24 protein-coding genes and 4 tRNA genes are annotated in these 24029 nt (G+C 57.8%); 4 read left to right on the forward strand and 24 right to left on the reverse strand.

Annotated features, from left to right (window positions below; translation table 11 throughout):
• Positions 1 to 236: 236 nt before the first annotated feature.
• From D8U61_RS25865 to D8U61_RS25910, 10 genes are all read right to left on the reverse strand, one after another.
• On the reverse strand, positions 237 to 2108 hold the full coding sequence (locus D8U61_RS25865) for a SurA N-terminal domain-containing protein (RefSeq protein WP_130927900.1): 1872 nt from the start codon (positions 2106 to 2108) through the stop codon (positions 237 to 239).
• Positions 2109 to 2335: 227 nt separating this feature from the next.
• Positions 2336 to 2608 (reverse strand): HU family DNA-binding protein, encoded by a 273-nt coding sequence (locus tag D8U61_RS25870; RefSeq protein ID WP_016775333.1) that lies wholly within the window; start codon positions 2606 to 2608, stop codon positions 2336 to 2338.
• A gap of 149 nt (positions 2609 to 2757) precedes the next feature.
• Positions 2758 to 5154 carry an endopeptidase La gene (gene lon, locus D8U61_RS25875; RefSeq protein WP_016775334.1) on the reverse strand — a complete coding sequence of 799 codons (2397 nt, stop codon included), beginning with the start codon at positions 5152 to 5154 and terminating at the stop codon, positions 2758 to 2760.
• A 163-nt stretch (positions 5155 to 5317) separates the two neighbouring features.
• Positions 5318 to 6601, reverse strand: a complete 1284-nt coding sequence (gene clpX, locus D8U61_RS25880; RefSeq protein WP_016775335.1) for an ATP-dependent Clp protease ATP-binding subunit ClpX — start codon at positions 6599 to 6601, stop codon at positions 5318 to 5320.
• A 112-nt stretch (positions 6602 to 6713) separates the two neighbouring features.
• On the reverse strand, positions 6714 to 7349 hold the full coding sequence (gene clpP, locus D8U61_RS25885; RefSeq protein WP_016775336.1) for an ATP-dependent Clp endopeptidase proteolytic subunit ClpP: 636 nt from the start codon (positions 7347 to 7349) through the stop codon (positions 6714 to 6716).
• Positions 7350 to 7441: 92 nt separating this feature from the next.
• A complete protein-coding gene (gene tig, locus D8U61_RS25890) occupies positions 7442 to 8752 on the reverse strand; it encodes a trigger factor (RefSeq protein WP_016775337.1) in 1311 nt (436 codons plus the stop codon).
• Between the two features lie 401 nt (positions 8753 to 9153).
• A tRNA-His gene (locus tag D8U61_RS25895) sits at positions 9154 to 9229 on the reverse strand.
• A gap of 77 nt (positions 9230 to 9306) precedes the next feature.
• A tRNA-Leu gene (locus tag D8U61_RS25900) sits at positions 9307 to 9391 on the reverse strand.
• 57 nt (positions 9392 to 9448) lie between these two features.
• Positions 9449 to 9524 (reverse strand) — tRNA-His (locus D8U61_RS25905).
• Positions 9525 to 9556: 32 nt separating this feature from the next.
• Positions 9557 to 9633: transfer RNA gene (locus D8U61_RS25910), tRNA-Arg, on the reverse strand.
• Between the two features lie 275 nt (positions 9634 to 9908).
• Between D8U61_RS25910 and folD the strand changes: the two genes are divergently transcribed.
• The 3 genes from folD (at position 9909) to D8U61_RS25925 (ending at position 12293) form a co-directional block, all read left to right on the forward strand.
• On the forward strand, positions 9909 to 10763 hold the full coding sequence (folD, locus tag D8U61_RS25915) for a bifunctional methylenetetrahydrofolate dehydrogenase/methenyltetrahydrofolate cyclohydrolase FolD (protein ID WP_110600737.1): 855 nt from the start codon (positions 9909 to 9911) through the stop codon (positions 10761 to 10763).
• 416 nt (positions 10764 to 11179) lie between these two features.
• A complete protein-coding gene (locus D8U61_RS27965) occupies positions 11180 to 11545 on the forward strand; it encodes a hypothetical protein (RefSeq protein ID WP_130927901.1) in 366 nt (121 codons plus the stop codon).
• A 55-nt stretch (positions 11546 to 11600) separates the two neighbouring features.
• A complete protein-coding gene (locus tag D8U61_RS25925; protein ID WP_130927967.1) occupies positions 11601 to 12293 on the forward strand; it encodes an SOS response-associated peptidase family protein in 693 nt (230 codons plus the stop codon).
• 1 nt (position 12294) lies between these two features.
• Here the strand turns inward: D8U61_RS25925 and D8U61_RS25930 are convergent, their stop codons facing one another.
• From D8U61_RS25930 to D8U61_RS25985, 12 genes are all read right to left on the reverse strand, one after another.
• Entirely contained in the window at positions 12295 to 12525 is a 231-nt protein-coding gene (locus tag D8U61_RS25930; RefSeq protein ID WP_041481025.1) for a hypothetical protein, read from the reverse strand.
• A 180-nt stretch (positions 12526 to 12705) separates the two neighbouring features.
• Positions 12706 to 13209: a lysis system i-spanin subunit Rz gene (locus D8U61_RS25935; protein WP_130927968.1), complete on the reverse strand. Its 504-nt coding sequence runs from the start codon at positions 13207 to 13209 to the stop codon at positions 12706 to 12708.
• Complete coding sequence (locus tag D8U61_RS25940) at positions 13209 to 13631, reverse strand: cell wall hydrolase (protein ID WP_130927902.1); 423 nt, start codon at positions 13629 to 13631, stop codon at positions 13209 to 13211. The genes D8U61_RS25935 and D8U61_RS25940 overlap by 1 nt, the downstream gene beginning before the upstream one ends.
• A gap of 58 nt (positions 13632 to 13689) precedes the next feature.
• Complete coding sequence (locus D8U61_RS28165) at positions 13690 to 14019, reverse strand: phage tail protein (protein WP_241663659.1); 330 nt, start codon at positions 14017 to 14019, stop codon at positions 13690 to 13692.
• Between the two features lie 380 nt (positions 14020 to 14399).
• Complete coding sequence (locus D8U61_RS28170) at positions 14400 to 15371, reverse strand: phage tail protein (protein WP_241663656.1); 972 nt, start codon at positions 15369 to 15371, stop codon at positions 14400 to 14402.
• A 25-nt stretch (positions 15372 to 15396) separates the two neighbouring features.
• Complete coding sequence (locus D8U61_RS25955) at positions 15397 to 16059, reverse strand: hypothetical protein (protein WP_073474223.1); 663 nt, start codon at positions 16057 to 16059, stop codon at positions 15397 to 15399.
• Positions 16056 to 16364 carry a hypothetical protein gene (locus D8U61_RS25960; protein WP_241663657.1) on the reverse strand — a complete coding sequence of 103 codons (309 nt, stop codon included), beginning with the start codon at positions 16362 to 16364 and terminating at the stop codon, positions 16056 to 16058. The genes D8U61_RS25955 and D8U61_RS25960 overlap by 4 nt, the downstream gene beginning before the upstream one ends.
• Positions 16365 to 16415: 51 nt before the next feature.
• Positions 16416 to 19979, reverse strand: a complete 3564-nt coding sequence (locus tag D8U61_RS25965) for a phage tail protein (RefSeq protein WP_130927905.1) — start codon at positions 19977 to 19979, stop codon at positions 16416 to 16418.
• 58 nt (positions 19980 to 20037) lie between these two features.
• On the reverse strand, positions 20038 to 20646 hold the full coding sequence (locus D8U61_RS25970) for a tail assembly protein (protein ID WP_130927906.1): 609 nt from the start codon (positions 20644 to 20646) through the stop codon (positions 20038 to 20040).
• A gap of 28 nt (positions 20647 to 20674) precedes the next feature.
• Positions 20675 to 21016, reverse strand: a complete 342-nt coding sequence (locus tag D8U61_RS25975) for a hypothetical protein (protein ID WP_130927907.1) — start codon at positions 21014 to 21016, stop codon at positions 20675 to 20677.
• Positions 21017 to 21131: 115 nt separating this feature from the next.
• On the reverse strand, positions 21132 to 21491 hold the full coding sequence (locus D8U61_RS25980; RefSeq protein WP_130927908.1) for a hypothetical protein: 360 nt from the start codon (positions 21489 to 21491) through the stop codon (positions 21132 to 21134).
• A complete protein-coding gene (locus D8U61_RS25985; protein WP_130927909.1) occupies positions 21488 to 21907 on the reverse strand; it encodes a hypothetical protein in 420 nt (139 codons plus the stop codon). Before D8U61_RS25985 ends, D8U61_RS25980 begins: the two co-directional genes overlap by 4 nt.
• A 252-nt stretch (positions 21908 to 22159) precedes the next feature.
• Here D8U61_RS25985 and D8U61_RS25990 point away from each other — a divergent pair, with 252 nt between their 5' ends.
• Positions 22160 to 22405, forward strand: a complete 246-nt coding sequence (locus D8U61_RS25990; RefSeq protein ID WP_130927910.1) for a hypothetical protein — start codon at positions 22160 to 22162, stop codon at positions 22403 to 22405.
• Positions 22406 to 22509: 104 nt separating this feature from the next.
• Here D8U61_RS25990 and D8U61_RS25995 read toward each other — a convergent pair whose 3' ends face one another.
• Together D8U61_RS25995 and D8U61_RS26000 are read right to left on the reverse strand one after the other, a co-directional pair.
• A complete protein-coding gene (locus D8U61_RS25995) occupies positions 22510 to 23274 on the reverse strand; it encodes a C40 family peptidase (RefSeq protein ID WP_130927911.1) in 765 nt (254 codons plus the stop codon).
• 1 nt (position 23275) lies between these two features.
• Entirely contained in the window at positions 23276 to 24025 is a 750-nt protein-coding gene (locus D8U61_RS26000) for a phage minor tail protein L (RefSeq protein ID WP_130927912.1), read from the reverse strand.
• Positions 24026 to 24029 lie beyond the last annotated feature (4 nt).

A 24029-nucleotide genomic window follows, 5' to 3' on the forward strand; every position in this document is an offset into this window, starting at 1 on the left:
AGCGAAGGAACCCGAGCCTGCGAGGGCCGAACGTAGGAGCAAGCCTTTTCGGTTACCTTTTCGGCGTTTGGAAAAGGTGACCCGCCGTAAGGGCGGAACCGTAATCAGCAACCCCGCAGCAACGGATATTCACCCAAACCACCCAGAGCATGGCCGGCCCAAAGGCCGCCAAGCCACCAAAAACAAAAAAGCCCCGACCAACCAGGCCGGGGCTCCTTCAAACGTCAGTCAAAAGATCAGAACCGCTCGATCTCCGCCTCAGCTTCCAACTGCTTGCGATACGCCGCAAAGTCCTGCTGCCCTTCACGGGAAGCCAGGAAGCGACGATATTGCGCCTTCTCTTCATCAGTAGGCGCGGCAGCTTCGTTAACACCGTTGAGTCGCACAACCATCAGGCTGCCATCCGGCAACGTAACGCTGGAGAACGTCGGCTTGTCCTTGGCAGCCGGCTTCGGCATACGGAACAGTGCTTGCAGCACAGCCGGATCAACCCCTTCCTGACCACGGGTGGCCGCTTCGGTGATCTTCCAGTTCTGGCCATCGATGGCCTTGTCCAGCGGCGCCTTGCCGTCGTGCAGATCAGCGATCAGCTTCTCGGCACGGGTCTTGGCCTCGGCACTGGCGTGCTCCTTGGTCAGCTGAGTGCGGATCGCCGCGCTCACACTTTCCAGCGGCAGTTGCGCAGGCTTCAGGTGCTCCTTGGAACGCAGCACGATCACGGTTTCCGGGTCCAGCTCGATGGCGGTGCTGTTGGCACCTTCATCAATCACTTCCGGGCTGAACGCGGCAGTGACCACGGCACGGTTGGCGGCAACACCTTCGCCACCTTCACGGCCGAACGGCTTGGAAGTGTGCACGGTCAGTTTCAGATCCGCTGCTGGCTGCGCCAGGTCAGAGGCTTCGAACGCCGAGTCTTCCAGTTGCTTGGTCGCCTCAACAAAACGCTGCTCGACCTGAGCGGCTTTCAGCTCGCGGGTCAGCTTGTCTTTCAGGCTGGCCAGGGTCGGCACTTCAGGCGCTTCCACGCCCAACAGCTTGATCAGGTGATAACCGAAGTCGGTACGAATCGGCTCGGACACCTGGTCTTTCGACAGCGAGTACAGAGCCTTTTCGAAGGCCGGATCGTAAACGCCAGGACCGGCATAACCAAGGTCACCACCATTGTTGGCGGAACCCGGGTCCTGCGAGAACTCCTTGGCCAGCGCTTCGAACTTCTCGCCCTTGGCCAGACGCGCCTGGACTTCGTCGATCTTCGCCTTGGCCTGCGCTTCGGTAGTCTTGTCGTTCACTTCGATGAGGATGTGCGCGGCACGACGCTGTTCCGCCAGGTTGGCGATCTCTTTCTGATACGCCGCCTCAAGATCTTCATCCTTGACTGCGACCTGATCAAAGAATGACGACTTCTTCAGCTCGACGTAATCGATGATCACCTGGTCCGGCGTCATGAATTCCTTGGCGTGCTCGTCGTAGTAAGCCTTGACCTCGTCATCGGTCAGCTTGACCGCAGCCGGGTCGGCCTTGACGTTCAGAGTGGCGAAATCACGGGTCTGTTTTTCCAGACGGGCGAATGCCAGCACTTCGGCGTCGGTGACGAAACCGCTGCCGGCAACGCCAGCGCGCAATTGGCCAATGAGCATTTCCTGAGCCAGCATCTGGCGGAACTGCATGCGGCTGTAGCCCAGTTGACGGATCACCTGGTCGAAACGCTCGGAGCTGAACTTGCCATCGACCTGGAATTCAGGCGTCTGCAGGATCACTTGATCCAGCGCGGCTTCGGAGAACGAGAACTTCGCCTGTTCGGCGCCTTGCAGCAGCAACTTGCGGTCGATCAGGCCTTTGAGCGCCGATTCGCGCAGCATCTTTTCGTCGAGCAAGGAAGCATCGAAGTCCTTGCCCAGCTGTTGCATCAGCTGACGGCGTTGCATATCAACGGCCTGGCTCAGCTCGTTCTGGCTGATTTCGTCACCATTGACCTTGGCCGCCTCGTTCTTGTGAGTCGTGGCCTGGAAAATGGCATCGAAACCGGTCAGGGCCATCAGTGCAACGATGACCCCGATAATGGTCTTGGCAATCCAGCCTTGTGAATTGTCCCTGATATTCTGCAGCATGCGTCCCCCAGAAACGGTTGAACTTCAATTTAGGCAACCGTGGAGCGTGGGTAGAATCCGGATAGAAGAAAGGCGCATCCGAGGATGCGCCTTCTCGTAACTGGCGGAGCGGACAGGGCTCGAACCCTCGATCCCGGCGTTACAGGTGGCTCTTTCAGCCACCTGCTCTACCGCTCCGCTGCCAAGTCAGGCTTGACCCCGACCCGGATGGGTAAAAACCTGGAAACTCAGTTAACAGCTTCTTTCAGCGCTTTACCGGCTTTGAAACCTGGCTTCTTGGCAGCCGGGATTTCCAGAGACTTGCCGGTTTGCGGGTTGCGACCGGTACGAGCCGGACGGTCAGTCACGGAGAAAGTACCGAAACCAACCAGAACAACGGAGTCGCCAGCCTTCAGAGCGCCAGTGACGGATTCGATTACAGCGTCCAGCGCACGGCCAGCAGCAGCTTTCGGGATATCAGCGGATGCAGCGATAGCATCAATCAGTTCCGACTTGTTCACTCTAAGTCCCCTTATATCTATTTTGAGATGTTTCTAAGTTTTTTGGTGAAAGCAAAAACGAGTGCTGAATGGCCTACAGACACTTAAGAGCCGCTTTATAACAAGGGCTCTAAAATGCTGTCAAGGAAAGCCCCCCAGGCTAAAACGTATTAATGCGTGCTAATTCTTTCCTTGGCATCAGACTCGCGTTTTTCGTCCTTGGCAACTATCTCCGGAGCCACATCCGGCAAGGGCTCCGGCGCGTATTGCAGCGCAATTTGCAGGACCTCGTCAATCCATTTAACCGGTTTGATCTGCAGATCCTGCTTGATATTGTCAGGAATCTCCTTCAGATCGCGGACGTTTTCTTCCGGAATAATCACAATCTTGATTCCGCCGCGATGTGCCGCCAGCAGTTTTTCTTTCAAACCGCCAATTGCCAACACCTGACCACGCAAAGTGATCTCACCGGTCATGGCGACATCGGCGCGCACCGGAATGCCGGTCAATGCCGAGACCAACGCCGTGCACATGCCCACGCCAGCGCTAGGGCCGTCTTTCGGCGTAGCACCTTCCGGCATGTGAATGTGGGTGTCGCGCTTCTCGTGGAAGTCCAGCGGGATGCCCAGGCTCTTGGCGCGGCTACGCACAACGGTCTGTGCGGCAGTGATCGATTCGACCATCACATCACCGAGCGAACCGGTCTTGATCAGTTGCCCTTTACCCGGAATCACTGCGGCTTCGATGGTCAGCAATTCGCCGCCAACCTGAGTCCACGCCAGGCCAGTCACCTGCCCCACCTGATCCTGCTGCTCGGCCAGGCCGTAGCGGAACTTGCGCACGCCGAGGAAATGCTCGAGCAGATCAGCTGTCACTTTTACCGAGAAGCGTTTTTCCAGCGCATGCTCTTTCACTGCCTTGCGGCAGACCTTGGCGATCTGCCGCTCGAGGCCCCGCACACCCGCTTCACGGGTGTAATAACGGATGATGTCGCGGATGGCTTCCTCGTCGAACTCTAGCTCGCCCTTCTTCAGACCGTTAGCGGCGATCTGTTTCGGCGAGAGGTATTTCACGGCGATGTTGATCTTCTCGTCTTCGGTGTAACCCGGCAGACGGATGACTTCCATCCGGTCCAGCAGCGCTGGCGGGATGTTCATCGAGTTCGAGGTGCACAGGAACATCACATCAGAGAGGTCGTAATCGACTTCCAGATAGTGATCGTTGAAGTTGTGGTTCTGCTCGGGATCGAGCACCTCCAGCAACGCCGACGCCGGGTCGCCACGCATGTCGCTGCCCATCTTGTCGATTTCATCGAGCAGGAACAGCGGGTTGCGTACGCCCACTTTTGTCATCTTTTGAATCAATCTTCCCGGCATCGAACCGATGTAGGTCCGGCGGTGACCACGAATTTCCGCTTCGTCACGCACGCCGCCCAAGGCCATACGTACGAATTTACGGTTGGTTGCGTGGGCAATCGATTCCGCCAGCGAGGTTTTACCCACGCCTGGAGGACCGACCAGGCACAACACCGGGCCACGGATTTTCTTCACGCGCTTCTGCACGGCGAGGTATTCAAGGATGCGCTCCTTGACCTCTTCGAGGCCGTAGTGATCGGCGTCGAGAATGTCTTCTGCACGGGCCAGGTCGAGGCGCACTTTGCTCTGTGCCTTCCACGGCACCTGCACCAGCCAGTCGATGTAGGAACGCACCACGGTGGCTTCAGCCGACATCGGCGACATCTGCTTGAGCTTGTTCAGCTCGGCAGTCGCCTTGGCCAGCGCGTCTTTCGGCAGGCCGGCAGCATCGATGCGCTTTTTCAGCTCTTCGATTTCGTTGTGGCCTTCGTCGCCGTCACCGAGTTCTTTCTGAATGGCCTTCATCTGCTCATTCAGGTAGTACTCCCGCTGGCTGCGCTCCATTTGCTTTTTGACGCGACCGCGAATGCGTTTTTCAACCTGCAGGAGGTCGATTTCGGCATCCAGCAGCGCCAGCACGTGCTCGACACGGGCCGACAGATCGATGATCTCGAGGATTTCCTGCTTCTGCTCGATTTTCAGCGCCATGTGCGCGGCCATGGTGTCGACCAGACGACCGGGCTCATCGATGCTGTTGAGCGACGACAGGACTTCAGCCGGAACCTTCTTGCCCAGCTGGACGTATTGTTCGAACTGCGAAAGCAGCGTGCGCACGAAGACTTCCGACTCGCGCTCGGCGGCGTCGACTTCTTCGATCAGAGACACTTCGGCGCGGCAATGGCCATCGACTTCGCTGAAGCGCTCGACAGTGCCACGCTGCTCGCCTTCGACCAGAACCTTGACGGTGCCATCAGGCAGCTTCAGCAGTTGCAGAACCGTGGCAATCGTACCTACGCGATAGAGAGCGTCTTCACCGGGATCATCGTCAGCCGGGTTTCGCTGGGCCAGCAGCAGAATCTGCTTGTCACCCGTCATCGCTGCCTCGAGGGCTTCGATGGATTTCTCGCGCCCCACGAACAGCGGGATAACCATGTGCGGATAAACCACGACATCACGCAATGGCAGGAGAGGCAATTCGATGGTTGTCTTCATGATTTCGCCTCTACGGCGGCCGTATGGCCGTAATCAGATGGAATTAAGCTTGAAACCAAGATGGGGGCTGCCTCGAAAAAAAACAAGCGCAAAGCGGAGGTAAAAAACGACTTAAAAAAAAAGAGGCCCGAAGGCCCCTTCTTTGTTGCGGCGCTGTGAACACTTACGCGTCCGGCGCTGCCTTGGCCGTCGGCTCACTGTTTTCGTAGATATACAGTGGCTTGGACTTGCCTTCGATCACGCTTTCATCGATCACGACTTTGCTCACCTCGGACTGCGAGGGGATCTCATACATCGTGTCGAGCAGCACACCTTCGAGAATCGAACGCAGGCCACGGGCACCGGTTTTACGTTCCAGGGCACGCTTGGCGACCGATTTCAGCGCGTCGGAACGGAATTCCAGATCCACGCCTTCCATCTCGAACAGCTTGGCATACTGTTTGGTCAGAGCATTTTTCGGCTCGGTGAGGATTTGCATCAGCGCAGCCTCGTCGAGCTCGTCCAGTGTCGCCAGGACCGGCAGACGACCGACGAATTCCGGGATCAGACCGAACTTGACCAGATCGTCAGGCTCGACTTCACGCAGGGATTCACCAACCTTCTTGCCCTCTTCCTTGCTGCGCACTTCGGCGTTGAAGCCGATGCCGCCTTTGGTGGAACGGTTCTGAATGACCTTTTCCAGGCCGGAGAACGCACCACCGCAGATGAACAGGATGTTACGGGTGTCGACCTGCAGGAACTCCTGCTGCGGATGCTTGCGGCCACCTTGCGGCGGTACCGAAGCGACCGTGCCTTCGATCAACTTGAGCAAGGCCTGCTGCACGCCTTCACCGGAAACATCACGGGTGATCGACGGGTTGTCGGACTTGCGGGAAATCTTGTCGATTTCGTCGATGTAGACAATGCCCATCTGGGCTTTCTCTACGTCGTAATCGCATTTCTGCAGCAGCTTCTGAATGATGTTCTCGACATCTTCACCCACGTAACCTGCCTCGGTGAGGGTAGTTGCGTCAGCGATGGTGAACGGAACGTTCAGCAAGCGGGCCAGTGTTTCGGCCAGCAGGGTTTTACCGGAGCCTGTCGGGCCAATCAGCAGGATGTTGCTCTTGCCGAGTTCGACGTCGTCAGCCTTTTTGTCACGCTGGTTCAGGCGCTTGTAGTGGTTGTACACCGCTACGGCCAAAACCTTTTTCGCACGCTCCTGACCAATGACGTACTGGTCAAGGATGCCGCTGATTTCTTTAGGCGAAGGCAATTTATGCGCGCTGCTTTCGGCCTGTGCTTCCTGCACCTCCTCGCGGATGATGTCATTGCACAGGTCGACGCACTCGTCGCAGATAAAGACCGAGGGGCCGGCAATCAATTTGCGCACTTCATGCTGGCTTTTGCCACAGAAGGAGCAATAGAGCAGCTTGCCGTTGTCCTCGCCGTTGCGGGTGTCAGTCATTCGTTCGATCCAAATCCGATAGGCTTGCAACACAAGATGAAGGCTATTGCGGGCTTTTTCAAGCCCGCCGCTGATCGGACGTGCCGATCAGGCCTGTTTTGCGCTGCTTATATTAAGCTGGACGCTGGTTGATCACTTCGTCGATCAGGCCGTATTCCTTCGCAGCTTCGGCACTCATGAAGTTGTCGCGATTGGTATCGCGCTCGATTTCTTCCAGAGTACGGCCGCTGTGCTTGGCCATCAGCATGTTCAGACGCTCGCGGATGAAGAGGATTTCCTTGGCGTGGATTTCGATGTCCGACGCCTGGCCCTGGAAACCGCCCAGTGGCTGGTGAATCATCACGCGCGAGTTCGGCAGGCAGAAACGCTTGCCCGGTGCACCTGCGGTGAGCAGGAATGCACCCATGCTGCAGGCCTGACCGATGCAGGTGGTCGATACGTTCGGCTTGATGAACTGCATGGTGTCGTAGATCGACATGCCGGCAGTCACCGAACCGCCCGGCGAGTTGATGTACAGATGGATGTCCTTGTCCGGGTTTTCCGCTTCAAGGAACAGCAGTTGCGCACAGATCAGGTTGGCCATGTAGTCCTCTACCGGGCCCACCAGAAAGATCACTCGCTCCTTGAGCAGGCGCGAGTAGATGTCGTAGGCGCGTTCGCCACGAGCGGACTGCTCGACAACCATCGGGACCAGGCCGCCAGCGGCCTGGATATCAGAGTTCTGCTGAATATAAGAATTACGGAACATGCTCTGCAGTCGCTCCCAAATAGTTATGTCTTGAATACGCATAAGCCAGCTCGAGAGCTGGCTTATGGTGTGCACTTCTAACGCAAAATCAATCAGTCGGCTGCTGGAGCTTCTACCGGCTTGACTGCTTCTTCGTAGGAGACCGATTTGTCGGTCACACTAGCTTTCTGCAGAACAGTATCCACAACTTGTTCTTCCAGCACAACCGAACGCACTTCGTTCAGTTGCTGCTCGTTTTTGTAGTACCACGACACGACCTGCTCTGGCTCCTGGTAAGCGGAAGCCATTTCCTGAATCATTTCGCGAACGCGAGCTTCGTCAGGCTTGAGGTCGAACTGCTTGACCACTTCAGCAACGATCAGGCCCAGCACGACGCGGCGCTTGGCTTGTTCTTCGAACAGCTCGGCCGGCAGTTGGTCTGGCTTGATGTTGCCGCCGAACTGCTGAACAGCCTGCACGCGCAGACGGTCAACTTCGTTGGACAGCAGAGCCTTTGGCACTTCGATCGGGTTGGTGGCCAGCAGACCGTCCATTACCTGATTCTTGACCTTGGATTTGATCGCCTGACGCAGTTCACGCTCCATGTTCTTGCGAACTTCGGTGCGGAAACCGTCGATGCCGCTTTCCTTGATGCCGAATTGAGCGAAGAACTCTTCGTTCAGCTCAGGCAGCTTAGGCTCGGACACAGTGTTGACGGTCACGGTGAACTCGGCGGTTTTGCCAGCCAGGTCCAGGTTCTGATAGTCCTCAGGGAAGGTCAGGTTCAGAACGCGCTCTTCGCCAGCCTTAGCGCCAACCAGGCCTTCTTCGAAGCCCGGGATCATGCGGCCGGAACCCAGTACCAGCTGAGTGCCCTTGGCGGAGCCGCCAGCGAATACTTCGCCGTCAACCTTGCCAACGAAATCGATGTTCAGCTGATCTTCGTTCTGCGCGGCACGGTCGGCCACTTCGAAACGGGTGTTCTGCTTGCGCAGGATGTCGAGCATCTTGTCCAGGTCAGCGTCAGCCACTTCAGCGCTCAGACGCTCAACGGTGATGCCTTCGAAGCCAGCAACGGTGAACTCAGGGAAGACTTCGAATACAGCAACGTATTCCAGATCCTTGCCCGCTTCGAGCGACTTTGGCTCGATCGAAGGCGAACCGGCAGGGTTGAGCTTTTGCTCGACCACAGCTTCGTAGAAGGAAGACTGGATGACGTCGCCTACCGCTTCCTGACGCGCATCAGCACCGAAACGGCGCTTGATTTCGCTCATTGGCACTTTGCCTGGACGGAAGCCAGCAATTTTGGCCTTTTGGGCAGTCTGCTGCAGACGCTTGTTGACCTGAGTCTCGATGCGCTCTGCCGGCACGGTGACGCTCATGCGGCGCTCGAGAGCAGTAGTATTTTCAACAGAAACTTGCATGGATATTCCTCGTTGCACAGACGTTAGCCGGCCGTTTCCGACCCCAGAATCAAGGGCATGCATTCTAGTGGGTCAAACTCAAGAAGTCACCCTACTGGAAACGGGTAAAAAAACAGCAGGCAATTTATAGGGAGCGCCGCACGAATGCCGTGCACTCCACTGGCGAATACAAGCGATCACGTCAGGGCTCTGCAGCAACGCTTCTATATATAGAAGCAACTATCAAATCCGCCCCGACAGACGTTCCGGCAAAACCGGAACGACGAGCAGTTCAGCGTCATCCGATCCTTTGAAAGCGATGAAGTGCCCTGCCCTGCGCTTCGAAATCGGCCATGGCCGGATTTCGAAACCGCTAAAACAAAAAAGGCGCCAGACTGTTAAATCTGGCGCCTTTCGAAATATGGGGTGGACGATGGGGATCGAACCCACGACAACGGGAGTCACAATCCCGTGCTCTACCAACTGAGCTACGCCCACCATATTGCGTAACAAAAAAGCCAAACAACTTCTTTGTCGAAACTGCATCAGGCCCTAGGCACAGATGAAGCTTTATTTGGTGCGGATGAAGAGACTCGAACTCTTACGCCTCGCGGCGCTGGAACCTAAATCCAGTGTGTCTACCAATTCCACCACATCCGCGGATGAAGCTTTTAAAGCAAAGGCGCCAGACCGTTAAATCTGGCGCCTTTCGAAATATGGGGTGGACGATGGGGATCGAACCCACGACAACGGGAGTCACAATCCCGTGCTCTACCAACTGAGCTACGCCCACCATATCGCGTTACTTGTGCCAAAGCTGCCTAATGGCGCACCCGGCAGGACTCGAACCTGCGACCATCCGCTTAGAAGGCGGATGCTCTATCCAGCTGAGCTACGGGCGCCTTGTTAATCTGTACTCTTAAAGGACTACAAACTAAGTGCTTTCCAGCGTCGCAGAACCTTGATTCCGCTACACCTTCTTAACCAGTGCTAGGCTGTGCCCGACAAGTGCGACGAATAGTATAGAGGGCTCCAAAGGTCGTCAAATCCTTTTTGAAAAAAATTCATTTAATTAAAGGAGTTAGAGGAATTTGCTGACCAAGCGCCTTTGCCCTCACCGCTCGACATGCGAGAATGCGTTCTCATTTTTTCCCCTCTCGATGGTTAATCACGCGCAATGACTGCACAACTAATCGACGGCAAATCGATCGCCGCCAGCCTGCGCCAGCAGATCGCCCAACGAGTTGCCGAGCGTCGCCAGCAAGGCCTGCGCACCCCCGGCCTCGCGGTGATCCTGGTCGGCAGCGATCCTGCCTCTCAGGTTTATGTCTCGCACAAGCGTAAAGACTGTGAAGAGGTTGGCTTCCTCTCTCAAGCCTACGACCTGCCCTCCGACACCACTCAGGAAGCCCTGACCGATCTGATCGATCGCCTTAATGACGATCCGGCCATCGACGGCGTGCTCCTGCAGTTGCCTCTGCCCGAACATCTCGACGCGTCCAAGCTGCTGGAACGCATCCGCCCGGACAAAGACGTCGACGGTTTTCATCCGTACAACGTCGGCCGCCTCGCGCAGCGCATCCCGCTGCTGCGCCCCTGCACCCCGAAAGGCATCATGACCTTGCTGGAAAGCACTGGCGCTGATCTTTACGGGATGGACGCGGTAGTCGTGGGCGCCTCGAATATCGTCGGTCGCCCGATGGCCATGGAATTGTTGCTGGCCGGCTGCACCGTCACTGTCACTCACCGCTTCACCAAGGACCTGGCCGGTCACGTCGGTCGTGCCGATCTGGTAGTCGTTGCCGCCGGCAAACCGGGCCTGGTCAAAGGCGAGTGGATCAAGGAAGGCGCGATCGTGATCGACGTCGGCATCAACCGTCAGGAAGACGGCAAACTGGTCGGTGACGTCGTCTACGAAACCGCCCTGCCCCGCGCTGGCTGGATCACTCCGGTACCGGGCGGAGTCGGCCCGATGACCCGCGCCTGCCTGCTGGAAAACACCCTCTACGCGGCAGAAACCCTGCACGTCTGACCGGTTTTTTCCGCCGCATCAGAACCCCGCCTCGTGCGGGGTTTTTAATGCCTGAGAAAAAACTTCAACCGTTCGCCGGAAACCGCTCTTTTTACAGGCCTTTTCACGAGATTTTCAGGTCTTACAAACAACCATCGACAGTTCTTCAGCCATACTCCTAATATTATTTTTGGGTTTTGCTATGGGGTGCTGAGTAGCCAACCCCAATGTTTATTGAGGTTGGCCTACTCTGCGACACCCACTGATCTACAGCAAAACGCACACAGTGGTACAAAAATTGGTACAGGATTTTTCCTTCCTCCGGCGTTCTGCCGACCGAAAACCAATCAAAAATTCTACAGCTCGTCGCCAAACCCTCGCCCGCTGGCAGCGCCTCGATTACTGTATATGCAACCAGTGATCAGCAAGGCACGCTCGTGGACCCCCTCTATATAGAAGACACCGACGATTGGCTCGGCAATCCGACCCCGCTCGAAACCTGCCGACACCAGCTCAGGATGTACGAGAACGAATTCGAGGCTCTCACGCTCAAGCTCGATCGAGCGCTGGCGAATATCGAAGGCCTGGTCAGAGACAATGACGCGCTCACGGAGGAGAGAAACTCTCTCAAGGCAAAGCTTCAGTACGCCGAAGGAGCTTTGTTGAGCGAAAAGCGAAGATTCGCCGACGTCGAGCACAACAGAAGCCATCTGTTCAATGAAAACCAGCGCCTTTTCAGAGAAGCTCGAGATCGGGGGGAATTCGCAGGTCATTGCGAATGCTGCGCCGAAAAAGGTTTGTGACGAAGCCTTCCCTTATGGGGTCTACGCTGAATCAGATCCAGCCGAGGGCATGGCAATGTGCGGACGACTTTCCCAGTACAGTGGCATTCACGACTTCGTGGCGGCACTCAGCATGCCGAACGCGCTCATCAACTCGACCGGCGAGCAACCCTTTGAGCGGTACAACGCGGCGCCAACCACTCAGCTCGCCCTCTTCCATCAGGAAGGCGAGTTTCTGCATGCAGATATGGTCCGCTGGGGATGGCGACCGCATTGGGCAAAAGACCGAGCCGCGCCAATCAATGCACGCGTCGAGAAAGTCGCCCATGGCCCTTTCTTTCGCGCGATCTGGCCGCACCGGGCAATCATCGCGATCAACAACTGGTTCGAGTGGGTAGACGAAGGCGGGCCGAAGAAGCAGCCCTACCTGATCAGGCATCGCGACCAGTCCCCGATCCTCTGCGCCGCGATCGGCCAGTACCCGAACGAAGAGCACGGCCCCGGCGAGCACGACGGCTTTGTAATCATCACCGCCGACAGCGCCGGCGGCATGGTCGACATCCACGACCGCCGCCCGGTCGCTCTTCCGCCAGAGCTCGCGCGGGAATGGTTGGACCCAGCCACGCCCAAAGAGCGCGCCGAACAGATGGTGCTGCATGAGGGCGAGCCATCAGAGGCTTTCGAATGGTTCAAGGTCGATCGCGCCGTGGGCAATGTACGCAATCAAAAAAGCGGATTGATCAATCCGATTGATGAAAAAGCTGAATGATTTAATGCTGAGAAAGTGTCTTCAGGTGCTCCACCAGCGCAGATTCGAAAATGATATAGAGCCTTTCAGCATCGCCAGCGCGCAGGGCGCCGGCGGTTTCCAGCCCAAGCACGAAGCCTTCTGCCCGTGCTCCCGCCTTTACCGCCGTGATCATCGAATCCGTCCGGACGATCTGCGCCAGCAGGCGATCGGCCTCTCGCTGCATTTTGTCGCCCATCACTACGCCTTCCACAACGATTCACCCTTTGTATTCACTGCGACATCCAATACATCACCGCCAGGACGACCGTAACCCAAACGAGGGTCATCAAAAACGAAAGCCCTGCGAGTCGCTTGTCCACGTACATATCGCCATCATCAAAAAGGAATGATGGTTCAAGACCAAAGGCCCTGCAAGCGTGGCGGAGGGCCATCAATGTTGCAAGTTTCGCACATAGTCCTGGCACGCCTGCAGCGCGATCAGTCCGCGGTCACCGGTGTCGGTGATGGCGATAATTCTTTGAGCATGCGCCGGGTCAAGTCGGGCGCGTACGGCTGCATGATCCACGCCGCCGGCGCCGGCGGCTTTTGGCACGTCACAGCTACCGGCTGAATCCGCGTCGATGAGGACTGACAGCCGGAGATCAGCAGTAGCAAGGCGATCGCGCAGGCGATCCTGGTCACGTTGGGCATCGTTCAGTTTCCTGTAATGGGTTTGCTCACTGGCTGCCAGCCTCTGCTCGAGCGCCAGACGCTTGTCTTGCTCCAACTTCTGCGCGTCGGCGCCGGCCTTGGCCAGTTGATTCAGCGTCTCGCCGTGCAGCTTGGCTTGCTCGGCGAGTTGCCGGCCGTAGCGCCAGTCCTGAAACTGCCAAGCGCTTCCGAAGGCAGCGAGCGCCAGCGCCAGCACGCCGACCGCTTTCCACGGAACGACTATCACGGCACATCCTTGAAGAAGACGTGGCCGCCAAGCTTGAGCGACTGCTTTGCCTTCGCCGTCCATGCCGGCGCCTTGATGCTGGTGGCGTAGTAGTGCGTGGCGCCGCCGGTAGGATCCGGCACCTTTCCATCAATCACCTGGTCAGCCACGACCTGGCACTGCGCCAGCTCGCGGAACGGGATCTGCTTCACGCCGATCAGGAACTGATAGTTCGGGTCGGTCTTGTTCCAGCAGCTGAACTGCCACGGCTTTTGGCAGACCTCGGCGTAGCCTTCGCCCCACCACGACTTTTCCTTACCATCGAATACGCGGTTGCGGATCGTCCAGGCCACGGCAATCTGGCCGGCCGTGCCTTCACCTCGCGCCTCGCCCCAAATCGTGCGAGCGAGGATGTCGCGGTCTTTCTCGGTTACTGGCATCACTTTTCTCCAGGCAAAAAAATCCCGCTCACTGGCGGGTTTCGGTGTTCAGCTCAAGTCAGATCGCGGCTGACTCGCTCAGCAACGGCGCGGCAATGATTTCGGGAATTGGAGGCTCAACTGGCCATACCGGCGCCTCATACCACGTCGGCTGCACGGTCACCTTTCCCAGCGCGAACTTGTACGCTTTCCACGCCTTCAGTGTGATCAGCAATGCTGCCTGCTCGGCTTCGTCTTCTGCGGTGGCTTCGCCGATGTCGATGCCAAAGCCGATCGTATCGACACGGTCCTGAATGCGCGCGATCTGAGTAACCGCCTTGTTGTTCCTGGATGCCAATTCGGCCTTGGCAGAAGCCAGCTTTTCAGCTTGGGCTGCAGCGGCTTTCATTTCTTTCGTAACGAGCTGGGTCCAGTCGATCCGGCCCGGCGTTGGGGGGCTGGGCAGAGATGGTAGATCAGAGTCAACGTCACCATTGGGAAGTGGCTTCGGCAGTTCAACGCGGCCATCCAGCACATTGACGAGGTCATCAGGGAAGGCCTGTTCAGGGCTGTAGTTCCAAGGGTTTGGAAGTATCAGGGTAAGCACCAGCTCCGCGTTAACCCGATCAACCGAGCCAGCGAACCATTCGGACTCTATGGCTTGGCGAGGCAGCGTGTCGCCTTCATCAATAGGCGATAGATCGAAAGCTTCCCCATTGAGTATGAGCGTGTCGCCGTCCTTCGCCACCTCAAGAATATCGTCTCGGCGCTGTCCGACTAATTTGATGATCATACGAACCACTTCCCGATCGCGATAAGGTTAAGAGTTGAGGCGCTCGTTCTCGACACCTCCGTGTAAATCGCCCAGCTGCCCCAAGTTGACGCGCTCCAATTTACGTAACACGAACCCCACCCGCCGCCCGATGCGTCGGAGATTCCGTTTGCGACCACGTATGGGTTCGCAGCGAACACGGCCGGCATTGCGCCTACAGCAGAGCTTACGCACGTGAAGATAGGGCCAGCGGCAAAACTGGTCGGCCCCAGAGCGACTTTCTTGGCACAGATCATCAGCCCGGAAGCAAACTTCCAGAACTCACCGCCGCTGTTTGTGCCGTACTCCATGAGCGCGCCGGTAGGCAATCCGCCAGACTGGCTGACCGTTCCGACAATTTGGGCTACAGCGGCAGATCCTAAACCCAATGCCGTCCTGCCCGCCGAAGCAGTGGTCGCACCGGTACCTCCCTTCGAAATTGGAACAGTGCTTTCTGTCGCCACACTGCCAAGACCAAGCCCCGCTCGAGCCCCAGCTTGGTCTGTCCCACCTGTCCCCCCTTTTGCTACGGGAACTACATTTTCGGTTGCTACCGAGCCGAGCCCAAGAGAAGATCGCGCCGCCGCAGGATCTGTTCCGCCCGTGCCGCCTTTGGTTACCGGCAAAACATCATAATTTCCGGTGGTGCCCAGCGCGGCCAGAGTTTCGCCGTAGTCATTGAGGATGGTGCGCACCTGGTCAGACAGGTCTTTCTGATAACCCTGCACCGGCATGATCGCGTAGAAACCGCCAGCCGCTGTCGGACCTTCGTAGTTCGGCGAGATCGACAGAGCGGTATTGCTGGCGATGTTGGTCACCTCGTACCAACGGCCGTCCGGGCCGCGAAAGCCGTCGCCAACCCGGCTGTTGGCGATAAAAGCAGTACCCGTGCCGATCACCGCATTGGAATTTTGGGTGACAGAGACCGTTCCCGTCTTGTACCAGGGCATTGAATATCTCCAGAAATGAAAGTGTTCAGGCCAGCAATTTGGCGCAGAGGAATGGGCGGTGGCCCTGATCGGTCCAAGCGGTGAACGCGAGGCTGTACATCATGATGCGGTTGTTTGCGTAATCGACCCCAAGGGCGCATCCGCCGCCTGAGCCGTCGTTGTGGCAGTTCATCGTGAACGGGTTGAGCGATACGAATTCCCCTGCACCAAGGCTCTTGCTGATTCCCCACAGGTATCTGCGCCCAACGCTCAATTGCTCGGTGCCGAGGTAGGTCCAATTGCCCGCGGCAAACGTCACGACCACAGCCGGCGCTCCGCTGTCGTAAACGAGCGTTCCTGCGCCGTCCCAAAGTCGTAACCCATACGCGGCAGTGCCCATCGAAGCCCAAGCGGCAACGAAATATTGACCGCTCAGCGTTTCGTTGACCCTGGACGCGTTCATGGAGAACCCGGTCCAGTTACCGGGTCCGCCGGTGAACCAAACTGAAATAGGAACCTGAATCGCTCCTCCCTGATCAGGTCGAATGAAGACCATGGGCGGGTCCACGCTGGTGACTGCCCTAGCAAATACGCCGGACGCGCTTGCCACCCCTGAATACGTGCCTCTGGTGAGGACGCACAGCCTTGGAGCCTCCGAGTCGATCTGGACAAACGAATTGTCGTTGATGCTCTGAAAGCCGTAGCTCATGTCGAATACCTGATTGCGTAGCCTTTGGCGACGACCCTTGATTGAATCGTGGCCGCGCCGGCGGAAGGGTTTTTAGGCAGAACAACAACCTGACCTGCCGACGTCGTCACATAGGGGTAGGACTTCTGGTTGCCAGAGCCGTCCGCTTCTGACGATTGCACGTCCTGTGCTCTCGTCGGGATGATCATGAAAACGCAATTGGCAGGGTTGAAACCGGGAATCGCGATTGTGTAGCTGGGCACAGTCCCGCTGAAGTCAATCACGCCCTGCCAGATCACCTGATAGGTGAAGCTGTTGGTGTCCATAGCGAGCTGACCGCTCTCGTTAAAGACACGCAGTCCAAATAGCGCCATTGATTACCCCAGATAGCCGAGACGAACACGCAACACGTTGTTGGCGTCGTAGACCGAGACGTTCAGTGAGTTGATCACCAGACGCCCCTGCCCAGGAACGATGCCGTTTATTTCAAGCGTGCCGTCTTTGTTCAGGATCCAGCCTTGCTGGCCGGGGATGTAGTTGGTGGAGCTGATGTAGCTGCCGATCTTGGCGTTGGTGATTGTTCCGTCCTGAATGAACGCCGAGTTCATGAACACCTGGCCGCCCTGCACTGCGAACGGCACCGCGATGGCGCCGCCGGCGATGGTATTGACGATGGCGAAGCGGTCTGCGCTGACTAGAAACTGGCTCTGGAGCCCGGCGCCGGTGTTCTCGATGCCGAGGCCAATGCCGGCTGCGACGTACTGCCCATTCGCCGTGACCTGCATCTTCACCGACCACATCGTGCTCAGCTTGCCGGCCGTATCTGCGTAGGCTGTTGAGGTCTGCTGAATGGCCGCAGAGTTTTGCCCGACGGAAACATTGAGCTGCTCGATCTTCGTCGCGGTCGCCGATTCGTTCGTCGCCACCACCTCCTCCAGCTCGGTGATGTTCGCCGCGTTCTCTCCGATCTTTGCGTCGAAGGTCGTCACACGCCTTGCCATTGCCTCGCTCTCGGATGCTCGAACCTTCGATTCGGACGCAAGCGAAGCGGTACTGGTGTAGCTTTTGATCGCGTCTGCGAGATCACCAGCGCCGTCATCGTCTCGAGAGGAGGCGCGAAGGGCTTCGAATGCAGTGGCTTGAGCGGTGACCACACCGTCGATCTCGGTAATATCGGCGGTGTTGGTTGCCACTTGCTGGGCGAGGCCGTTCGCCGTTTCCACCGTCTGCCCAACATCGAGCCAGTAGAGCGGGTTCGGCGGAGGAGTTCCAACCGGTACCGGGCCGGTGGCCTGGTATATCCGCTTGCCCTGCACCACCAGGTCGTACTCTTCATACGTGGCGTCTGGGTTGTAGCCTTTCAGGCCGTCGAGCGCATCGATCTGCGCCTGCAAGCCTGGGATCTTATCGATCTCGTCTCGCAGATCCTGTCCCAGTTCCGTTTCGGTGATTTGCCCGGCGATCATCTCCAGAATGGCAGCAGCATCGGAGCTGGATTGCCCCTGCACGCCAAGACCGATCGGATACCACGGACCGATGTTGCCGATCTTGTCAACGATGCGGCCCCAGAAATAGAAGGTCACGCCGGCGCGCAGGCCGAGCATGGAGAAATCGCTCTGCGGATAGGCCAGGTCTGTCAGCTTGGTCGCGGCCTCAAGATCGGTCGTCGGCCCGTACCAGATCTCCGTGCGCTGGCTGTCCTCGGCGCCAGCAGGGAATCCCCACTTGAGGTAGATGCCGAACAGCAGCGGCGTGGCAGTCAGGAACGCCAGCGCCGGGGGCAGCCCCTGCTTACCGCTGAGGTTGGTCAGGATGGAGTTGCGCCACGGCGACGTGATGTCGAAGGCGCTCACTGCGCGGACGCGAGCCACGTAGGCCCCGGCATAGATGCCGACCACGTCCACGTTGGTCATGCCGGTGCGTTGTAGCTTGATCCAGTTGCCGCTGTCCTTGCGCCACTCCACGTCATAGCCGACGGCGCCATCCACGGCTGGCCAGCTGATGGTCATGGTGGCCACGGCCAGCCCCTGCACAACCGATGAAGTCGACGAAAGCGACACGCTCGCCGGCGCCGGCACAACGGTTATTGGAATAACGCTGATCGGGCGTTCTTCCAATCGTGCACCGGTGTCGATGAAAGCGAACTTGCTCGGTTCGAACTGGAGCGCGCTGATTTCGTAGTCGCCCTCGGTGGTGCGCTTGGTGCGCAGCACGCGATACAGTGGGATTGCCAGATCGTCCGCGTCGAGCGCCCATTGCAACTGCGCCACCGGAGACTCGCTGTAGGCTACCGTGACTGTCACCGCGCGCCCGTTCACGTTCTGCACTGTGCGACCTTCGGCGCGGCCGCCGGGGAGGTTGATGATCAGCCGGTCGCCGGCCTTGGCCTGGGTATCGCGATCAAGCGTGATAACCCGACCCGCCACCGCCGAGATCCGACCACCCACCTCACGCCCAGCCAGCAGCGAATCCGCCACGGGAATTATGTGTCCGGGCAGCGGGATAACGCCTTCCATACCGGTCTTGAACGAGACAGTGCGGTCTTGGTTGTTGCTGAGGATCGCCCACTTGCCACGGCGCTGAGCCTCGGAGGCGCGGGTGCAGCCAATGGCGCTCAGCTCGGTCGGCCGGTCGCCGTAACGGCGTTGCAGATCCAGGTCAGCGAACGGAATGACGTCGGTGTCGTAGTTGTTCGCCGGGTTGTCGTAGCTGACCAGTGCCCGGGTGTAACGGGTTTTCGCCGAGGCGCTGCCGTAGGAGAACTTGCCGTCGATCACGTTCGACCGAGTGAACACATAGTCGAAGTCCTGCGCGCGCGGCATGTCCGCCTGCATCACCAGCTGCCCCTGCGCCCAGTACGTCATGCCCCGGTAGATCGCCGAGATATCGCGCAGCAGCGACCAGGCATCAGCCTTGCCTTGCAAGTTCATGTCGCAAAGGAAGCGCGGTTCCTGGCCGTCCAGTCCGTTCGGCACCAACTGATCGCAATACTGGGCAATGCGGTACAGCTCCCACTTGTCGACCATGAACGGCTTGATGCGCTTGCCAAGGCCGAAGCGGTCTTCGGTGCAGATGCCGTAGGTGATCCACGCCGGATTATTGGTCCAGGCCGATTTCATCGAGCCATCCCACGTCCCAGTGTAAGTGCGCAGGATCGGGTCGTAGTTGCTCGGCACCATCCAGCGACGGGCCTTGCACTTCACCGTCACGGCCGGAATGTTGGTGAACTGCTCGGCGTCGAACTCGATGTAGAGCAGCGCGGTATTCGGGTAGCGCAGCTTGGCGTCGATCACCTCTGTGTAACCGGCCACCAGCATGGTGTCCGCGATCTTGTTGGTGTTCTGGTTCGGCGTCAGGCGGCGCACGCGGATCTGCCAGCCAGTGGTGGCGTCGGGCAGATCGATACGGCGCGAGCGCTCGTAGCGCGTGGTGGTCTTGCCGTCGACTGCGTCCACCAGCACCTGCTGATAAGCGCCGCCATCGGTGGCCACGTCGATTGCGTATTCGATCCGGTAGCCGCCGACATTGCCCTGGTCATCAGAGCGTTGCAGCGCCGGCCAGGCCAAGCGCATGCGCACGGCCGAAAGCTGGGTGTTGGTGATCGAGCGTACCCACGGCGAATCGCTGCGCAGCTCGATGTTCAGCGACGTCTCGTTCTCAACAGACGGAATGCCCGGGATGTAGGTCTGATCCACCGAGCCCGGCCGCCAGTCCCACTTCACGTTCGGGAAGTTGTAGTTGCCGCTGGCATCGAGGATCGGCGTGTTGTCCAGGTAGATGTCGTAATCGGTTGGGACGCTGTCGAACTCACCCTCGCCCACAGCGATCAGCAGTTTTGCAAGGTTGGTCGAGCGCAGACTGTCGCTGGCTTCAGTCGGCGACTTCGGCTTGCTGCTGCCGCCCTTCTCGCCTCGGATATCAATCTGTGCTACTGCGCCCATGCTTTCCTCCAGGCATAAAAAAACCGCCTCGCGGGCGGTCGGTGTGCTGCTGTCCTGATTACGCTTTGTCTTCAGCCAGAATCGAGGCCGAGATGATCATCCCGCCCCACCGGCGTTCGCCGATGCAGATCGGTACCGGGTTGCCGCTGGCCGTGGTGTTCTTGGCGCTGCCGAAGGCGTAGGACGGGGAGTTTTCGGGGGATGCGCTTTGCTTCAGGCCTGAGGCCTGCGGGCTGAGCATTTGGATCACGCCGCCGGCGATAAGACCAATCCCGGCCGGGGTCAGGTATGGCGCCGTAAATGGAAGCGCGTAGGATATCGCAAGCAAAACGACACCCACGACAGTCTGCAAAACGCCTGCACGCTTGCTACCCTCAACGACTGGCACGATCCTAATTTCCCGAGTGCCGCCAAGATCCAAATCCGGCTCGCCAACATTTACGCGGTTTCTGAAAACCGCAAAGCGCATGCCCAGGCTGGACAGTCGCTTTATTTCCGATTCGAACCCTTCGATCGTGCAGCCCAATGATTTGAAAGCTTCACGGCTTGAGCCTGAATCGATCTGTTTCAGGTGGGTTCTGCCGAACCTTTTTGCGAGAGAGCCTGAGAGCTTAATGACTGTCATGCCGGATGAATGCGGGTACGCTGCCACTTTTTGTCCACCCATAAAAAAACCGCCTTGCGGCGGCTTCAGATTATTTGCATTTCTGGAGCGATTCTCTTAAATCGCCCCTTCCAATTTGTGACCATGCAACTCGCTGATAAAGCTTGGCGACGGAGCCCTTTGGGGCTGCTGTTATATCGAGTACATCATCCGTCTGTTGAGCAAAACCGCTAACGATTCTGTAGCCATTGGCTGTTTCACTCATGCTTGCGTTCGAGTTGTGCTCCTGCCACACGGGAAAGACACACAGCGCCAGCGCCTTCGGAGCTTTCGCGGAAGACACGGTTACTGACGGCCCTGACGCCACCAAGTCAGACGGCGATGAACACCCCGCCAACAGCGCTACCGCCAGCGCTCCTACGATCAATTTCATGCAGGTCACTCCTGTGGGAATGCGGGGAATGTAGCATCGACTATATGCAAACGACAAAACCCAGCTTGTTGCTGGGCTTAAGTCTAATGGCATCGATGATAATCTATATTAAATATCAAGGTGCTTGATGTTCCCACTCTCGAACATTCAACAACACTGCAGTGTTATTTGATTCTTTATCCCATATAGCTTTATGCAGATGCCAATAATAGAAATGTACAACCTTTCCATTATCAAGCGTTTTCTTACTGGACTTTCCTTTTTTACTGTAGATGACAACAAGATCTCCCGCCTTAACCATTAAATCGGGCAGCCAGTATGCTGATTTAGACCCCGACAGTGGGTTTCCTGACGCGCCTCGTTTAGATCGCATGAGCACGTATTTACCAATATCTACGTCCTCTTTTGCTTTCAGAACGACTCGTTCTTTCCCAATATCCCCAGCCTCTGGAATTCTGTCAATTTCGAGTTTCATTGGTTACTCCGCTTTGACCAGAAACTGCCACCCACAAGAGCCGTCCCACCTATGACAACGATAAATGTAAGAGGCCAGTTACCCCAGGCAGTTGGCAGATATCCGAGAACCAGGCAGCCGACACCAAGCATCGTTGACTGCACAGTGTCAAGCGACGCCATTCGCTTGAGAGATGACTCAGCTACGGCAAGACTGCTTTTCACCTCATAATAATCAGATCTAAACTTTTCCAAGATCAGGATTTGTTCTTCTGCAACATCAAGACGATCCAGGATCATTTTCTGAACTCCCGGGCCTTTCAACTCATCGTCGTTTAGTCGCCTTTCCACTCTGGCGAGCGCTCTCTTTTCCACAGGGCTTTCATTTCTTACTGGTATCGCGTCACTGTCATCAGAGGCCTGATCAATCTGACCCATAGTCCGTTATCCATTCCAAGCCCATCGGCACCTAACGCGCAAACCCATTCAAAAAAGGTCAGCGTCCAAATTAGCTTGACCACTCTACAGCTAGCCAGTTCGATCATCCAGCTGGATGCAAAGCCAGTAGCGCCCCGCCTCCCTCCGATAGTAGCCTCTTGCCCTCATGCAACGGATTCCCCAGTCCTTTGCCTGCAAGCCCAAGGACTGGGATTGCGCCAATTTCGGCGCGGATAACGCAAGGAGCATCAAATGAGTGAGAAGAAAGTTCTGAGTTCGTTCGAGACAGGAACACTGGCGGCGATCACCCTTATTGGGACTGCCCTCGCTAGCCTGGATTTATCCAAGCGTACGAAAATCAGCAATGCCGCGCAGGATCTTATGGAAGCGCTACCTTTTGATCGAGATTACGCTGATGGCTCATCGGGTAATCATTTGGCGCTTCGAGCGCTGATAAAAGGTTTGCACCCAGTTGAGTCAACGAAATCTGACGACTGATCCATTGCAACAACTTCCCTGCGTCAGCGTGACCAGGGAAGTCGCTAACGGGCTTATTTTTCGATTGTATTTCACTCATCAATAGCTCCAGCGGCACCGCCGCGTCATTTGGTTGGTTGTGCATGTTTGTGCCTGAGGATCAGACGCGTGCGATCAAGCCATGGACCTCCGAAAACGATCACCTCGGATAGCCTGCCGTACAGGTGGTGCATCAGGAACGGGCCGGGGCCGAACGTCGCGGCATCCTCGCCGGGCAAAGCCGGATCGGCGCCGAGGAAGATCCCAGCGTGGTTCGGGTAAACCGTCCGCCCTACTTCCATCACGATCATGTCGCCGCGCTGCGGCTGGTCGACCCGGTAGAAGCCGGCGGCCTCGTAGTTCGCTTCGTACAGGCTGGTGTTTTCCTTGCTCTCCCACCAGCCATCGGCGCGCTTGAAAGCTTCGAATACCAGCCCCCACTCGCGCTTGTACCAATCCGCGCAGACCTGCCAGCAGTCCCAAGCCCCGTGCACGAACGGTCGTTTCAGCAGCGGCACTTCACCGGTGGGAACGACAGTCCGCAGATCGCCTTCCGGCCAGCTCAGGATGTGCCAGGGCAGCGCCGTCGCTTCGCACATGGCGAGGTCGCGCGGTGAAGGCCTGCTGGTGGCGTCCGGATGCGAATGCACCACGCCGATCACCTCACCGATGTCCTCGCCTGCAGCATACTGCTCAGGATCGATTCGGAATTCTTCGTTCGGCTCGGTCGAGACATTGATGCAGGGGAAGTATTGCTGCTTGCGCCCAATCGCCAGCAGGAGCCCGCAGCACTCTTTCGGGTACTCGGCGGCCGCGTGCGCCTGGATTGCGTTCAAGATGTGCTTTCGCATGTCAGCTCCGTGCGATCAGGGAAACGGCCGGGAAGCCACCGAACGGCAGCGGGTTGCCCTCGCCGAAGCGCGGAATGCAGCCCTTGCCCAGCGTGGCATCGCATTGGTCTAGCTCAGGGTTATCGGTGATCACGCCGTCCTTCGTGACGTACGGGCCGGTGTAGCCGCAGTTCGGCCCGCGATATCCGCCGGTGAGGCACCAATGGCAAAGGGTTGTGGCCTGCCGGCCGATTGACTCGTTGCCAACGTCGCCCGGGCTGGCCAACTCCCAACTGACGTTCTCGCCGTCCTCGTTCGTTTTATGGTCGATGTACCAGACCTCGATCGTCTCTTGGGTAGGGTCGGCCGTTGGGTTGCCGGCCGGGAAGTTCGCGGCATCGAGGTAGCTGCCGAGCGTGTGGCGCATCGTCAGCTTGAACTCGAGCAGATCCTCGAAAGCAAGACAGAGCGCAGTGATGCGCCCGTTTACGTTGCCCACCGACAATGTCGGCCGGACCGCCGTGCCGTCGCCGTTCGCCTCGATGCCGTCGATCTGCATCGGCCAGGCGCTGTACTCGTTGCCCTGCCAGTAGATCGCCTTCGCCGGCAGTTGGTCGGCATCGTCGCCGGCGGCAATCAACTCGGCCGGCGTGTGCGGTATCGCGTGCCCGTGGAAGCGCAGCACGTCCGCACCATAGTCCGTGCCGTCCAATTCAAAGAGCAGCACTTCGCTGCCAGGCTCAAGCACTTGGATGTCACTGATCAGCGGCATGGTT

Source organism: Pseudomonas sp. Sample_14, from assembly GCF_004307515.1.
Taxonomy (GTDB): Bacteria; Pseudomonadota; Gammaproteobacteria; order Pseudomonadales; family Pseudomonadaceae; genus Aquipseudomonas; species Aquipseudomonas atacamensis.